Annotated in this window: 16 protein-coding genes; 4 read left to right on the forward strand and 12 right to left on the reverse strand. The window is 42.2% G+C overall.

From position 1 onward, the window contains the following. Positions 1–78: 78 nt before the first annotated feature. Genes mnmA through purB form a run of 3 tightly spaced genes read left to right on the forward strand, consistent with a single transcriptional unit; the run spans position 79 to position 3,240 of the window. A complete protein-coding gene (mnmA, locus tag L7A31_RS14465) occupies positions 79–1,188 on the forward strand; it encodes a tRNA 2-thiouridine(34) synthase MnmA (RefSeq protein ID WP_237362480.1) in 1,110 nt (369 codons plus the stop codon). A 26-nt stretch (positions 1,189–1,214) separates the two neighbouring features. After that, entirely contained in the window at positions 1,215–1,832 is a 618-nt protein-coding gene (gene hflD, locus L7A31_RS14470) for a high frequency lysogenization protein HflD (protein ID WP_237362481.1), read from the forward strand. Positions 1,833–1,869: 37 nt separating this feature from the next. Next, positions 1,870–3,240, forward strand: a complete 1,371-nt coding sequence (gene purB, locus L7A31_RS14475; RefSeq protein ID WP_237362482.1) for an adenylosuccinate lyase — start codon at positions 1,870–1,872, stop codon at positions 3,238–3,240. A gap of 65 nt (positions 3,241–3,305) precedes the next feature. On the opposite strand, the gene L7A31_RS14480 is transcribed toward purB, so the two are convergent. The 8 genes from L7A31_RS14480 to htpX all read right to left on the reverse strand — a co-directional run bounded on the left by L7A31_RS14480 (position 3,306) and on the right by htpX (position 10,507). Continuing rightward, entirely contained in the window at positions 3,306–3,827 is a 522-nt protein-coding gene (locus L7A31_RS14480) for a DUF3833 domain-containing protein (protein WP_237362483.1), read from the reverse strand. Then, the gene (locus L7A31_RS14485; RefSeq protein ID WP_237362484.1) at positions 3,824–4,870 is read right to left on the reverse strand and encodes a DUF2878 domain-containing protein; all 1,047 of its coding nucleotides are present in this window, start codon (positions 4,868–4,870) and stop codon (positions 3,824–3,826) included. The genes L7A31_RS14480 and L7A31_RS14485 overlap by 4 nt, the downstream gene beginning before the upstream one ends. A gap of 2 nt (positions 4,871–4,872) precedes the next feature. Beyond that, positions 4,873–6,120, reverse strand: coding sequence for an SAM-dependent methyltransferase (locus L7A31_RS14490; protein WP_237362485.1), 1,248 nt, complete (start codon positions 6,118–6,120; stop codon positions 4,873–4,875). Further along, complete coding sequence (locus tag L7A31_RS14495) at positions 6,117–6,893, reverse strand: DUF1365 domain-containing protein (RefSeq protein ID WP_237362486.1); 777 nt, start codon at positions 6,891–6,893, stop codon at positions 6,117–6,119. Before L7A31_RS14495 ends, L7A31_RS14490 begins: the two co-directional genes overlap by 4 nt. A gap of 8 nt (positions 6,894–6,901) precedes the next feature. Then, the gene (locus L7A31_RS14500) at positions 6,902–8,179 is read right to left on the reverse strand and encodes an NAD(P)/FAD-dependent oxidoreductase (RefSeq protein ID WP_237362487.1); all 1,278 of its coding nucleotides are present in this window, start codon (positions 8,177–8,179) and stop codon (positions 6,902–6,904) included. A 10-nt stretch (positions 8,180–8,189) separates the two neighbouring features. Further along, entirely contained in the window at positions 8,190–8,912 is a 723-nt protein-coding gene (locus L7A31_RS14505) for an SDR family NAD(P)-dependent oxidoreductase (RefSeq protein ID WP_237362488.1), read from the reverse strand. Then, positions 8,909–9,328, reverse strand: coding sequence for a nuclear transport factor 2 family protein (locus L7A31_RS14510; RefSeq protein ID WP_237362489.1), 420 nt, complete (start codon positions 9,326–9,328; stop codon positions 8,909–8,911). Before L7A31_RS14510 ends, L7A31_RS14505 begins: the two co-directional genes overlap by 4 nt. A 315-nt stretch (positions 9,329–9,643) precedes the next feature. Then, entirely contained in the window at positions 9,644–10,507 is an 864-nt protein-coding gene (gene htpX / locus L7A31_RS14515; RefSeq protein WP_237362490.1) for a protease HtpX, read from the reverse strand. Positions 10,508–10,815: 308 nt separating this feature from the next. Here htpX and L7A31_RS14520 point away from each other — a divergent pair, with 308 nt between their 5' ends. Then, complete coding sequence (locus L7A31_RS14520; protein ID WP_237363613.1) at positions 10,816–10,977, forward strand: hypothetical protein; 162 nt, start codon at positions 10,816–10,818, stop codon at positions 10,975–10,977. Between the two features lie 122 nt (positions 10,978–11,099). Here the strand turns inward: L7A31_RS14520 and bioD are convergent, their stop codons facing one another. From bioD to bioB, 4 genes are read right to left on the reverse strand one after another with little or no spacing between them, the layout of a single operon-like run. Beyond that, on the reverse strand, positions 11,100–11,783 hold the full coding sequence (gene bioD, locus L7A31_RS14525; protein ID WP_237362491.1) for a dethiobiotin synthase: 684 nt from the start codon (positions 11,781–11,783) through the stop codon (positions 11,100–11,102). Further along, a complete protein-coding gene (bioC, locus tag L7A31_RS14530) occupies positions 11,780–12,598 on the reverse strand; it encodes a malonyl-ACP O-methyltransferase BioC (RefSeq protein WP_237362492.1) in 819 nt (272 codons plus the stop codon). Before bioC ends, bioD begins: the two co-directional genes overlap by 4 nt. After that, positions 12,595–13,749, reverse strand: coding sequence for an 8-amino-7-oxononanoate synthase (locus L7A31_RS14535; RefSeq protein WP_237362493.1), 1,155 nt, complete (start codon positions 13,747–13,749; stop codon positions 12,595–12,597). The genes bioC and L7A31_RS14535 overlap by 4 nt, the downstream gene beginning before the upstream one ends. Then, positions 13,736–14,788 (reverse strand): biotin synthase BioB, encoded by a 1,053-nt coding sequence (gene bioB / locus L7A31_RS14540; protein ID WP_237362494.1) that lies wholly within the window; start codon positions 14,786–14,788, stop codon positions 13,736–13,738. Before bioB ends, L7A31_RS14535 begins: the two co-directional genes overlap by 14 nt. Positions 14,789–14,897: the final 109 nt, after the last annotated feature.

Below are 14,897 nucleotides of genomic sequence, written 5' to 3' on the forward strand. Positions count from 1 at the left end.
GATTTAGCTCTCAGCTCTGTCCCCAAGCATAGCTTTCTGTTAGAATCTGCGTCCAGTTTATGTATGTGGTGTATTTTGATGTCGGACAATAGTCAAAAAAAGGTCATCGTCGGAATGTCTGGTGGTGTTGATTCCTCTGTTTCTGCTTATCTATTGCAACAGCAAGGGTATCAAGTTGAAGGCCTTTTCATGAAAAATTGGGAAGAAGATGACGGTGAAGAATATTGCACTGCCGCAGAAGATCTCGCGGACGCTCAAGCAGTATGTGACAAACTAGGCATTGAACTTCACACCATCAACTTTGCTGCAGAATATTGGGATAATGTTTTTGAATATTTCTTATCCGAATATAAGGCAGGTCGTACTCCAAACCCTGACATCTTATGCAACAAAGAAATCAAATTTAAAGCCTTCCTAGAATTTGCAGACGAAGTGCTAGACGCTGATTATATTGCTATGGGTCATTATGTTCGTCGTACATTCGACGAAGATAACTCGCAAGTAAAAATGCTAAGAGGCCTCGATAGCAATAAAGACCAAAGCTACTTCCTTTACACATTAAGTCACGACCAAGTGGCTCGAAGCTTGTTCCCCGTTGGAGAGCTTGAGAAACCTGAAGTTCGCAGGATTGCTGAAGAACAAGGTCTAATCACCGCGAAGAAGAAAGATTCAACTGGAATCTGTTTTATCGGCGAGCGCAAATTTAGAGACTTTTTATCTCGTTATTTACCAGCACAACCGGGTAAAATTGAAACGCCGGAAGGCAAAGTCATTGGTGATCATCAGGGTTTAATGTATCACACACTTGGTCAACGCAAAGGGCTTCTTATTGGCGGCCAAAAAGGTGGCGGCGGAAATGAAGATCCTTGGTATGTTGCAGATAAAGATCTCAAACGTAACGTGCTTATCGCAGTTCAAGGCGCAGATCATCCATTGTTAAAGTCTAACGGACTCATTGCTTCACAGTTGCATTGGGTATCTAGAAAGCCTCTAGCAGAGCCAGTGAAATGCACAGTGAAAACTCGTTACAGACAACAAGATATACCATGTACCATTTCACCAATTGACGACAAAACTATTAAAGTTGAGTTTGATGAGCCGCAAGTGGCTGTCACTCCAGGACAATCTGCAGTCTTTTATGATGGAGAAGTTTGTCTTGGCGGCGGAATCATTGAACAACGGATATAAACGATTCAATTGAGGAGTATTAATACGTGGCTAGCACAATTTATGACCGTACAATCGCATTTGCCGGCCTATGCCAAGCAGTCGCTTTGGTTAGAGAGGTCGCTAAAAATGGTCACTGTGATTCGCACGCGTTTGAAACTTCACTAAAAGCCATCTTGAATACTAGCCCAAGTAGTACAGTGGATGTATTTGGCAGAGAGTCTGACTTAAAAGTGGGGCTTGAATGCCTCATTGAAGGGATAGACAATACTCCTGCTGGCAGTGAAGTAACCCGCTATATCATTGGTATTCTTGCTCTTGAGCGTAAACTGAATGCTCGTCGCGACTCAATGTCTCAATTGGGCGACCGCATTCAGATGCTTGAGAGACAAAGTAGCCATTATGATTTACTCGATGACCAAATGATCAGCAACCTCGCTAGCGTTTATTTAGATGTCATCAGTCCTATTGGCCCGCGCATTCAAATCACGGGCACACCAGAAGTATTACAACAAACTGGTAATCAACATAAAGTTCGCGCTTTGTTGCTTTCAGGCATACGTAGTGCGGTCTTATGGAGACAAGTTGGCGGAAAACGTCGCCATCTTGTTTTCAACCGTAAAAAATTAGTCGAGCAAGCAAGAATATTGCTGGCTCGAATGTAGTCATCCCAAAAGTGTAATTAATATTCAGGAGAAAAACATGGAACTGTCAGCCTTGACTGCTGTTTCACCGGTAGACGGCCGCTACGGAAGTAAAACGATTGCGTTGCGCGAAATCTTTAGTGAGTTTGGTCTCCTAAAATACCGTACCATCGTTGAAATTCGTTGGTTACAGAAGCTTTCACAAACTGACGGCATCAAAGAAGTACCTGCATTCAGTGCAGAAGCGAATCAATATCTAAATGATATCGCTAGCAACTTCAGTGAAAGTGATGCAGCGCGAATCAAAGAGATCGAGCGCACTACTAACCATGATGTAAAAGCGGTTGAGTACTTTCTAAAAGAAAAGGTTTCAGCTGTTCCTGAGCTTGACGCTGTAAATGAATTTATTCACTTCGCTTGTACTTCTGAAGACATCAACAACACATCACATGCTCTTATGCTAAAAGAAGCGCGTGAAACTGTTATTCTTCCAGAAATTCGTAACATCATTGATGCTATTAGCAAGCTAGCCGAAGAGTACCGCGATATTCCTCTACTCTCTCGCACACACGGTCAGCCCGCTTCTCCTACCACAATGGGTAAAGAGATGGCAAACGTTGCGTACCGTATGGAACGTCAATACAAGCAAATTGAAAACGTTGAAATCCTAGCAAAAATCAACGGTGCTGTTGGAAACTACAACGCTCACCTTTCTGCTTACCCTGAACTAGATTGGCACACATTTAGTGAAGAGTTCGTTACTCAATCTCTTGGAGTGACATGGAACCCTTACACCACTCAAATTGAGCCACACGATTATATCGCTGAGCTATTCGATGCGATTGCTCGCTTCAACACAATTTTGATCGACTTTGACCGTGACGTTTGGGGCTATATCGCTCTTGGTCACTTTAAGCAAAAAACTATTGCTGGTGAAATCGGTTCTTCAACTATGCCACACAAAGTTAACCCAATTGACTTTGAGAACTCGGAAGGCAACCTAGGTCTAGCAAACGCTGTATTTGGCCACCTAGCACAAAAACTTCCTATCTCTCGCTGGCAACGTGATCTAACGGATTCAACTGTTTTACGTAACCTAGGTGTTGGTGTGGGGTATGCTATCATCGCATACACTTCTACTTTGAAAGGCATCAGCAAACTAGAAGTTAACCGTGACGCTCTATTAGCTGAACTAGACCAAAACTGGGAAGTACTTGCAGAGCCAGTTCAAACAGTAATGCGCCGCTATGGCATCGAAAAGCCATATGAGAAACTAAAAGAGTTGACTCGTGGTAAGCGTGTAGATGGTGAAGCAATGCGTAACTTCATTGATGGTTTAGAACTACCTGAAAATGAAAAAGCTCGTTTAAAAGAGATGACTCCAGCTAACTATATTGGTCAAGCAATCGAGCTAACTGACAAGCTGTAATTCAACTCGAAATACATTCAAAGCCTCGACATAGTCGGGGCTTTTTATTGCTTACAACTAAGCCCCTACTTTTGGAAAAACAACGTTATCCTCGCGACTTCAATACCAAACTTTCTCACTGAAGTAATGTTAAACACATGTCTTTCATCTTGGCGATATAACCAATCATCAAAACTGACCTCATAGCTGCTATCACCCACTTTAAGATTGAAATCATATTGCCAGTGCAGTGCATTGCCCTTTACAACCCCTTTCGCTACACCAATGATGTCATCGGCTTTTCCTTGGTAAGTTCCATCTGTCATCTTGGTAATCACCCAAGTACGCTGCGTCTTTTCTCCATCATCAAAGACAAAATCTTCTTTGAGCGTTAAAGTATTTTCTTTTACCGTACCAACAAGTTTCACCTCAAAACGGCGAGTTTGCTTGTTTGAGTAATCTTGCACCATTCCCCACGCATGAGACTGACCAGAAAAATACTCGAATAAATTGAAGGTGGGTTGAGTCTTTTCATAGTCACTGATATCAGTAGAACAAGCAGCAAGAAATATTACCAAAGCTAAATAACACCACTTCAATCTTTTCATTTGTTTTCACCGACGAGTTTAGCTCTTAGCCGTGGGTACTCTCCTTTAGGTGACAACCAAATAGAAAGAAAAGCATCGTTAAGTTGAGATGAAGCCACTTGTCCTATGAACTGTTCTTGTTCGCCCAAAGGCAAATAGTAGAATCGACCTGTATTTCCATCGGTTACATATGTTAAACGTTCTTTGTCAGAAATATTTGGAAAGATTTCCTGTAGTGACCTTAACCATGGTGTAATCTCAGCGGGTGTATAGCCGAGCTTGAGCCACTGTTTTTTAGTCGCTGAAAGTAAATCTTCTTTTGTTATGTTTCTTTCATAGTCAATTTGCAACGCGAGTGGATGAGGCGCAATATCATCTTGCTGGACATATTGTCCATCTGGAGAGAGCAATCGCGCTTGGTATATGTCAAAGAAAAGCCACGAAAAGTCAGCTTTACCAACAATTGGCCAGCTCTGCCATTCCTTATCTGCAGGCTGACCACTTTGCGTTGCCTGTGCGGATCCCGAATATGGTAGAACGAGTATCAAAGCCAGCATTATTTTTGCAGAGTTACTTTCTACAATAATACTCTTCTCAGAACTAAACAGCCTTAAGACAAATACTGTTATCAAGCACCATTCAATAAACAATACGCTCAGCGTTAGCCATTGACTATTGATCTCAGCCGCACCCAATTTAGCACCAGCAAGATAACTCAACGCTCCAGCTAGGCCAGCCAGTGGCGCAACAATAGTATATGAGTATTTAATGATCACCGGAAACAGGGCGTAAGCATACCAAGCAAAGCCTAACCACAAACCGACTAACCATATAGGTAGATGCCAAGTAGAAAATTCCAACAAACCGAAATGGACATTGAGAGTATCTAAAAACAATCCAGTTAATACGACTGCAAATAGTTTAAATACCGGTAGTGAACTCCAGCTAATTGCGTACGTCATAGCTACTAATGCCAGAAGTACCCACTGCCATTGATAAGTGCCCAATACAGCGATAAACCACATCACTTGAAACCATGTCGAAATAACAATTAGCTTAACCATAATCAAAACCTCTCGAAGGTAAGATGCACTGTACTTATGCTCTTAGCTTTGAAGCCACCCTCACAGTAACAAAGATAGTAGCGCCACATTCTGATGAACCTTTCATCAAAACCTTGTTGGCGCACAGACGATATTTGCACCTCAAACCGCTCTCGCCACTCACACAATGTCTGCGCGTAATCTAAACCGATATCGTGTAAGTCTCTAAGTACTAGGCCAGTATGTTGAGTAGTGGTCGCGAGCAAATTCGTTACCGAGGGTAATAGCCCACCCGGGAAAATATACTTTTGAATAAAGTCGACACTGTTTGAGTAATTGCGATATCGCTGGTCGGCAATAGTAATGGCTTGTATCGCCAATAAGCCGTTAGGCTTTAACATTGAATAGCACTTCGACAAGTAGGAAGCTAAGTACTGCTTGCCAACCGCCTCTACCATTTCAATTGATACAATTTTGTCGTACTGGCCTTCTAACAAACGGTAGTCTTGATCAAGCAGTTCAATTTTATCAGTCAGGCCCTCTTCTAAGATACGCTGCGCCGTATAGTCATGTTGCTCTTGGGAAATTGTTGTGGTGGTTACCTGACAACCATAATGTTTAGCCATGTATATCGCCATCGCCCCCCAACCCGTACCAATCTCAAGTACATGATCATTTTCCGTCAAGCTCATCTGCTGACACAAACGATCCATTTTATTGATCTGAGCTTGCTCTAAATCGCAGCCTTGTGAGTAAATAGCCGACGAGTAGAGCATATTTTTATCTAGAAAAAGCTTATAAAAATCGTTCCCCAGATCGTAGTGAGCGTGAATGTTCTCTTTCGAGTTTTTAAAAGTATTGCGTTTAAGCCAATGCGCCACTTTTTCAATCCATTTTGTTACAACACCTATATTCCCATCCCAGCGATCAAGTGCATCTTGGTTTAACGCAATGACCTCAACCAAATCGGTGAGGTCTGGGCTATTCCACAGCCCTTCCATATAAGCTTCACCAGCCCCAATGCTCCCTCTTTTTAAAATGCTGGTATAAAAGTTGGGGTCAGAGATGATTAACGTAGCGTCTGGGTAGCGCTCTGACGACTGACCAAACGAAACATAACTTGGTGAATCAGGCGCTAAATCGTGAAAGGATTCCGTAACTGTTAAAGAACCTTTTTCAATGCCCTGCATCAGTTTAAACATTATTGTTCGCGCACCGAGCTGAACTTTGGTCAGCTGACAAGGGGCTAATATCGTATCAGTGTTGATCATTTCCCTACTCCTTGAGAAGGCTCTTTCTCTTGAACCGGTGTATCCGAATACTTAGGGTGACTATAAAAAGGCGCACCCTTAAACCATAATTTCGCAGCTTGCCAATAAATACTCGTTACCACTTTTACTGTCATAATCGGTGTTTTAAGCAATTGAATTAGCAAGCGACGTGAAGAAAAATCGAATGCCTTCATCGACAACAAAGCATCAAACTCTTTTCGCTCTCTTGAACAGCTCAAGTGAATAAAGAGCTTGTCATCCAGTGGCTTTAATACCCAATCATAAGTTTGATCAATTGGGTTGAATGGAGAAACATGGAAAGCCTTTTTGTGATGCCATGTTACTTTTCTTTGCCCTTTTTCTACCGGAATAGCGTAGTAGTGGCGTTCGTTCCACGGAGTATTACTCACCTCTGCAATCACATAGCGCCACTCATTCTCTTCATCGTAAATGTAATAGAAGTTAACTGGGCTGAAATATAGACCTAAGTACCTCAGATGAATGACAGCGACAGTGCGCCCGCTAAGTTTTTCTCCTGTCAGCTCAAATAATTTGTCAAACAAAGCCTGCTTTAAATTTCCTCTTCCGCAATAGTCATTTCTGCGAAATCTAGCCCAATGCCACCATTTGTCACCAAAACCCCAAATACGTTTTTTCAACGTATCCAATTCATCAAGATCGATACCAAGCATGAACATCTTATAAGACAAGGAGTGTTTTACCGGACTAAAACGCCTGTGATTCACGTGACCAATCAAAATCTTGCTTCTCATGAAAAACCTCACACCGCTTTTCGCTTGTCTTGGCATTGAAAGTTAATACCTCGGACAACATCCAACGCACTTTTTACGCCATCTTCATGGAAGCCGTTGTACCAATATGCGCCGCAAAACCAAGTTCGATTCTCTCCATTTATTTCATCCTTTCTTGCTCTAGCTTGAATAGACTGAGTAGTAAACACGGGATGATGATAGACGAATGACCTTATGACCTTGATCGGGTTGATACGCTCAGTACTGTTTAAAGAAACACAGAAGGTATGGTTGGATTGAATACCTTGCAAAATGTTCATATTGTACGTAACAGACGGTAGTAGTTGACCACTTTCTGTTTTCTCATCAATAAGGTAATTCCAAGAGGCCCAAGCCGACTTCGCATTTGGTAGCAATGTAGTATCGGTGTGCAGTACTACGTCGTTAGCCCTATAAGCCATACTTTGTAATACTTCACGTTCTGGTTCAGTCCTATCATTCAGTAGTGCTAACGCTTGGTCACTGTGACAAGCAAATATTACATAGTCATAACGCTCTGCGCCTTTCGAGCTTTCAATTGTCACGCCAGCTGCATCGCGCTTTACCGAATAGACTGGGCAGTTAAGTCGTATTTCATCTTTGAAGTCGCGAGTTAGCGGCTCGATATACGAACGTGAACCACCAGGGATAACATACCATTGGGGACGGTTAACAATATCTAATAGGCCGTGGTTGAGGAAAAAACGAAAGAAAAATGTAACTGGCAAGCTTCGAATATCCGCCATACTTGAAGACCAAATAGCTGCCCCCATCGGTAAAATATAGTTTTCACAGAAATACTCGCTAAAAGCATGTGCTTGTAGAAAGTCACCTAAAGTATAAGTTTCGTCACCTGAATTCTGAGCATGGTGAACTTTAGCGAGCTTATTGAAACGCAAAATTTCAGCAATAAATCGATAAAATTTAGGGCTAAATAGATTGCGTTTTTGCGCAAATAAAGTGGCCAAAGTATGGCCGTTATACTCTAAGCCTATCCTTTGATTATTTACGCTAAAACTCATTTCTGTCGGGTTGCCTTGCACTCCAATTTCTTCGAGCATAGTGATGAAGTTTGGATACGTTCTATCGTTAAAAACGATAAACCCTGTATCGACCGCATAGATATGGTCATCAAGTTGCACATCTACCGTTGCGGTATGACCTCCAATATAATCATTAGCTTCAAATAACGTCACGTTGTGTTCTCTTGCTAAATGATATCCGCACGTTAAACCTGAAATACCTGTACCTATGATTGCTATATTCATGATAATCCCTTTAATTCGTCAGTTTCGATGCAATGGCAAGCTGCCATCGATACGGCATCAATCCAATCAAGCGCAAAATTGACGTAAACCAGAAAGGAAAATAGATAAAGCTCTTACCTTTTTGGATAGATTTTCTGATTGTTTCAGAGGCTTCTTCTACTGAAATCATCATCGGCATTGGAAAGGTATTTTTGTCTGTAAGCGGGGTTTTTACAAAACCCGGGTACACAACGGATACTTGAATGCCTTTTTCTTTTAAGTCCAGTTTCAATGCTCGAGCAAAATAGCTCACCGCAGCTTTCGACGCTCCATAGGCCTCAGCTCTCGGCAATGCCACTTCACTTGCTATCGAACCAACAATCACCACTTTATGACTTCGCTGTAAATGATGTTGAATCGACTCAATGCTGTTAGCGAGTCCAATAACATTGGTACTCATCACTCTAGCAATCAATGCCGCATCAACTACGCCATCATCTACGTACTCACAGTCACCCGCATTCAAAATCCACAGCTGTGGTATGACAGGTAAATCGCGTAATACATCTTTAGCTTGATTGAGATCCGTAATATCGAATTGCACAGTGTGGATGCTAGAGGAGTAGCTGGACAGAGCACCTAGCCGACTCGGGTTTCGACCGCACGCTATCACTTTCCAGCCAGCGTTCGAATAATCTTTCGCTAGTTGCAAGCCGATTCCAGAAGTCGCTCCAGTAATAAAGACCGTCTTCATGAGCCTAGCTTCCTTTTGATTGACTTGATAATTGCCCCCAACACAGGAATGTGTTCGTACAACATCTCTCCTAAATCAAAGTAATCACGGTGATAAATGACTTTGTCTTGATTGAGCTTTAAGTGACTGATACCACGAACTTGTACGACTTCTCCGCGGTTTAATTTTGGGTGACGAAGTGACATCAGCCAGACTAGAAATCCGGAATCTCCGGTTTGGTGAGTCTCCTCAATAGAAAAGTCACATTGGATAACATTGGCATAAAGATTTTCAAAATACTGCTCTAAGTTGCTCCACCCTTCGATCCTATGTGCCGCATCTTCAAACACCACATCCTGATGGTAAACTTCCTTTAGGCTGTTCAAATTAGCCTTATTCAACTGCTGAAATACTTCACCAACACTCTCAACGTTCATCTGATATTTATCCTCTTGGCTAAACCAATCTGGGCAAGCTTTATCAAACTAGATGTTATGTATACGCGAGGTGAAGATAGAAGGATCATCCGAGTTACAGAATTTCTTAAACAAACAGTCACCTACTATTCAAGATAATCGCTCTCAAGACAAAGTTAGCAACGAAGAAAAGTTAGAAGTACGTTATCTTAATTCAATACGTTATGTTTATTTAATAGACTAATTACGGAAAGATTAACAACCCGGCTGGGAATAACTTTAAGGCAGGCATAAAAAAAGCTTGGTAATACACCAAGCTTTTCTCAATAAGGGCTCTTACATATTTCTCAGAGCATTAATACGTTTGTCTAGTGGAGGGTGGCTCATTAGCAACTCAGTTAAGGTCTTCTTACCATTGATGCCAAACGCCATCATCGAACCTTCAAGCTGTGGTTCATAACTCATTTTCAGACGCTCAAGTGCAGCAATCATCTTATGCTTTCCCACTAACTGAGCAGCACCAGCATCAGCGTAAAACTCACGTCGACGGCTGTACCACATGGTAATAAAGCTCGCTAGGAAACCAAATACGATATCCAAGAAGATCGAGACTGCAAAATAAACGAGCGTATTACTTCCTTGACCTTCTTCGTTATCATTTGAAGCAACGATATTGGCGATAAAACGAGATAGGAATATAACAAATGTGTTCACTACACCTTGCAATAGAGTCATGGTTACCATGTCACCATTCGCGATATGGCTCATTTCATGAGCTAGCACCGCTTCGGCTTCATCGCGAGTCATATTGTGTAGCAGCCCTGTTGATACCGCGACTAACGAGTCATTCCTCTTCGCACCAGTAGCAAATGCGTTAATGTCAGGCGCATCATAAATAGCTACTGTTGGTGTGCCTACACCGACTTGTTGCGCTTGGCGACGAACGGTTTCCAAAAGCCAATGCTCCGTTTCATTCCTTGGGTTTTCGATAACGACACCACCCACAGATCGTAACGCCATGCCTTTCGACATCATTAACGAAATGAAAGAACCACCAAAACCAAAGACTGCAGCTAGAACTAACAAGCCAGACAAACTACCTTGCTGAATACCTGTTACTGCATAAACTATATTCAAAACAATACCTAGTACGATCAATACCGCTAGGTTAGTTGCTAAGAATAATAAAATTCGTTTCATTAACTTTCTCCTAATGAGCTGTCCAATGACTTTATTAAATACGTTGCCACTACGCTTATTGTTCTAGTAGAGCTTATAAGTCTTATGATTTCATTAGCCTATACTTTTTGTACATATAGTCCAGTGGCAAAACCTCAAGATTTCACGACAAATTGCAACAATTAGTGACCCAGATGGAAGTCAACGGTTTTATACCATAAGTTTAGACTTTAGTCGTATTGAGATCACATAATAAAACTAGTATCGTACTGGATATAATAACAATACTAGTATAACTAACACACACAAGGATTTAGGCTATGGTGGAAATGAGCAACTATAAAATGGCTATTGATTTACTATGCTGCCACTTAGGTCTTACTGAAGACGAAGCGAAGCAGCAGTTAGGTATTTCAACCGAACAGCAAACGCAAAAAACAATTACTGACAAAGAGAGACAAGCTGCATTTGGCATGTCTGACGAAAAGTAATTGGACGATAATTTCTTAATGCTCCGATAAGGGCTGCGTATGCAGCCCTTATTCTTTATTAAAGCTTTGTGATTTTCGTTAGAGATAACAAAAGCTATTGCCTTGATTATCTCTATGAAGAATTATGAATTTAGGATTGCTTCAGGCTGGATATACTTGGATAAATCTTTACGCTTAACACCAGGAAGGTAAGGGATCTCACCAATCTTAGGCGCGGCAATTTTTTGCTCAAGCATCTTTATAATTTCCGCGTAATGTTCAGTACCGGGATTCACTCGGTTCGCAACCCAACCGACAATTTCCAAACCGTCGGCACGGATCTGCTCAGCCGTTAAGATCGCATGATTTAAGCACCCAAGCTTAATCCCAACCACTAACACAACTGGAAGCTTTTCTTTCTTTACCCAAGATGACAAATAGTCTTCATCAGAAACAGGTACACGCCAACCACCCGCACCTTCAACTAATACAATATCGGAATTGGTTTTGTGCTTAGCTAACTTGTCGCTAAGAACCTGATAGTCAATTTCAACATTGTCTTTCTTAGCAGCAATGTGTGGTGAAGCTGGAAGCTCTAGTGCGTACGGGTTGACGTCATCGTACGCAACTTGCTGAGTCGCCGCTTGCTGAAGATACAAAGCATCTGAACTACGAAAGCCTTCATCCGTATTATCACAACCAGCTGCTACGGGCTTATAGCCAATAGTAAGTAACCCTTTTGTCGCAAAAGCATTTAAAATTGCTTTAGATGCAACAGTTTTTCCAACATCCGTATCTGTTCCTGCAACAAATAGTGCATCAATCATAGATGAATAACCCCCAAACATACCTGATAACTTGCAGGTAAGAGATTTAAATGGTTTTTGAAAACGGTATACGCTTGCTCGACTTGCATAAGCGCTTTGCGACTTGTTAGCCCTTGAGAACGGCCAACAACATGATTGGCACCAATCCCTTTTAAATCGCGCATTAAGTCAAACGCAGATTGGTACCAAACCGTAATTTTTCGACAGTCTAATTCATGGTTGGAACAGCAGGATTGCGCTAACGCAATTTTTACTTGATTGTTACTTATGAAATCATTGACATGTTGATACGAATCAATCTTAGCCCACGCTTTCTTAAGCTCGATAAGAGAACCATCAAGCAAGGTAGAAAAGAATACTTTACCATTTGCCTTGGTGATTCTTTTCATCTCTCTAATTGGTTCTGCTAAATCAGCGCACCATTGTAATGCTAGGCTAGAAAAAACATAATCAACGCTTCCCGTCTCAAGTGGCAGCCTTTCGGCATCAGCAAGCAAATAGGTAACGTCAGCTTCACCACAACGCTTCTTAGCCGCAGCAAGCATTCCAGCAGAAATATCAACGCAAACAACCGTTGCTCCACGAGCTAACAACTTTTGCGCGAAATAACCTGTTCCGCTACCTAAATCGAGCACCACTTTGCCAGATAAATCCTTCGGCAACTTATTGAGTAGTTGCTGACCAACATTTCTTTGAAATTCAGCATAATTGTCATAATTCGCGGCAGCTTTACAAAAAGCATTGGCGACCGCTTCTTTATCAACTGCTTCACAGCCAATATAAGCTTGCACCGAGTTCGAAGAGCCGTGAATCATTGTTGTACCTTTTCCATTGCATAGAGAATCGAATTACACAAACTATTCACTTGTGCAACCGTATGATTTGCGGTGAGAGTAATACGTATCCTCGCTTGCCCTTTTGGCACAGTCGGTTGGCGAATCGCCGTCGCCCAAAAACCTTTCTGCCTCAATAGCTCAGCGCAAATTAATGCGGATTCCGTTTTACCGATGATTAAAGGCTTAATTGGCGTTTGAGTATCGATGTAACCGTCTATTCCTTGAAGCTTTTCGCTATAAGCAGATTGTAGTTCATCCAGTTTTTCTCTACGCCAATGCTGAGTTTTTATCATCGTTAACGAATGATGAAGAGCATGAGCTTGAGCAGGTGGAATCGCTGTAGAATAAACATGGTGCCGAGAAAACTGTGTTAAGTAATCTCCAACTTGCTCGCTACACAAGATTGCAGCCCCAGACAAGCCAAACGCTTTGCCAAACGTCACAACAAGTATTTGTGGTTTAATACCTTGATGGAAAGTGCTTCCTCGCCCATCGACGCCTAGCACGCCAATGCCATGCGCATCGTCGACAGCAAGCCAAGCTTTGTTTTGACAAGCTTGCTCTATTTGCTTCAAAGGTGATTGATCGCCATCCATACTAAACACGCCCTCGGTAACAACTAATGAGCTAGCTGCTTCGTCAAACAATGTATTTAGATGAGCAGTATCGCCATGCCTAAAGCGTTTCATTGTCGCAGGGCACAAGCTCCCCGCCTCCATCAAAGAAGCGTGGTTAAGCTTATCTTGAATTAGCAAGTCACCCTTTTTCATCAAGCTGAACAACAACGCTTGATTAGCCGAAAAGCCTGAGCTAAACAAAATGGCACGATCGTATTCAAGCCAATCACAAAGTGCTTGTTCTAACTTCAAATGAGCGTGGCTAAAACCAGTGACTAACGGCGACGCACCACTGCCACAACCGTATATGTCGAGCCCTTCTTGCCAAGCAAGCGCTAACTCAGGATCAGCTGCTAAACCAAGGTAATCGTTGCTTGAGAAATTGACATAATGCCGATCTTTGGAAATTATCGTAGTCGTATTGCCTTTCTCGAAAGCAAACAAGTGTCTGGTCAGCTCCTCTTGCTGCCTTTTTTCAAGCGCTTGAGAAATCCGAGAATCAAACACTGGCATCGTAGAATAAATCGTCTTCCGCTGGTCGTGCTGCTACTTGCTCCACTACTTGGTTAAGCAGCTCGCTTTCTTGAATTGCATCCGGTTTTTGAGCCACTTGTTCGCTATTAATCCCTAAACGCTTAAACAGCTGCATATCGCTATCTTCATCTGGGTTCGGCGTAGTAAGCAGTTTGCAGCCATAAAAAATCGAGTTTGCACCCGCCATAAAACATAGCGCCTGCATTTGCTCGTTCATACCTTCACGGCCAGCCGATAAACGTACAGCAGATTTTGGCATCATGATGCGTGCAACAGCGATTAGCTTAATAAAGTCGAAATGATCGACATCTTCTGCTTCTTCCAAAGGCGTGCCTTTAACTTTTACTAGCATGTTAATTGGCACACTCTCTGGTTGAGTCGGTAAATTCGCAAGTTCAACAAGCAGACCCGCACGATCATTAGCACTTTCACCCATACCGATAATTCCGCCTGAACAAACTTTCATACCTGCTTTACGAACGTGTGAAAGTGTGTCTAAACGGTCTTGATAGGTACGAGTTGTAATAATGTTGCCGTAATACTCTGGCGAGGTATCCAAGTTGTGGTTGTAGTAATCCAGACCCGCATCAGATAGCTCTTTAGCTTGATCTGCTGAGAGCATACCCAACGTCATGCAAGTCTCTAAGCCAAGATCTTTTACACCTTGGATCATTTGTTTAAGGTGCGGCATATCGCGCTCTTTCGGGTTCTTCCATGCTGCTCCCATGCAAAAACGAGTTGATCCTGCGCTTTTTGCTTTATGAGCTGCATCCAGCACGCGCTCCACTTCCATTAGGCGCTCACGATCAACATCAGTACGATAATGGGCACTTTGTGGACAATACTTACAATCCTCTGGACAAGCACCTGTTTTGATAGAAAGCAGCGTACTGACCTGAACATAGTTATGTTGGTGGTGTTTTCTATGCACTTGCTGCGCTTCGAAAACGAGATCCATAAAGGGTTTATTTAATAGTTCACGTACTTGTTCTACAGTCCAATTTTGACGCACTTCCACAGAGCTACCTTTTTATTAGAGGGATAATTTTGTTGGCTAGTCTACCGACAAGATATAGACTGTCAACATATCATAGAAATCCAAGTTTACAATTGGTCAATAAATAATC

The sequence above is a fragment of the Vibrio marisflavi CECT 7928 genome (genome assembly GCF_921294215.1).
GTDB lineage: Bacteria > Pseudomonadota > Gammaproteobacteria > Enterobacterales > Vibrionaceae > Vibrio > Vibrio marisflavi.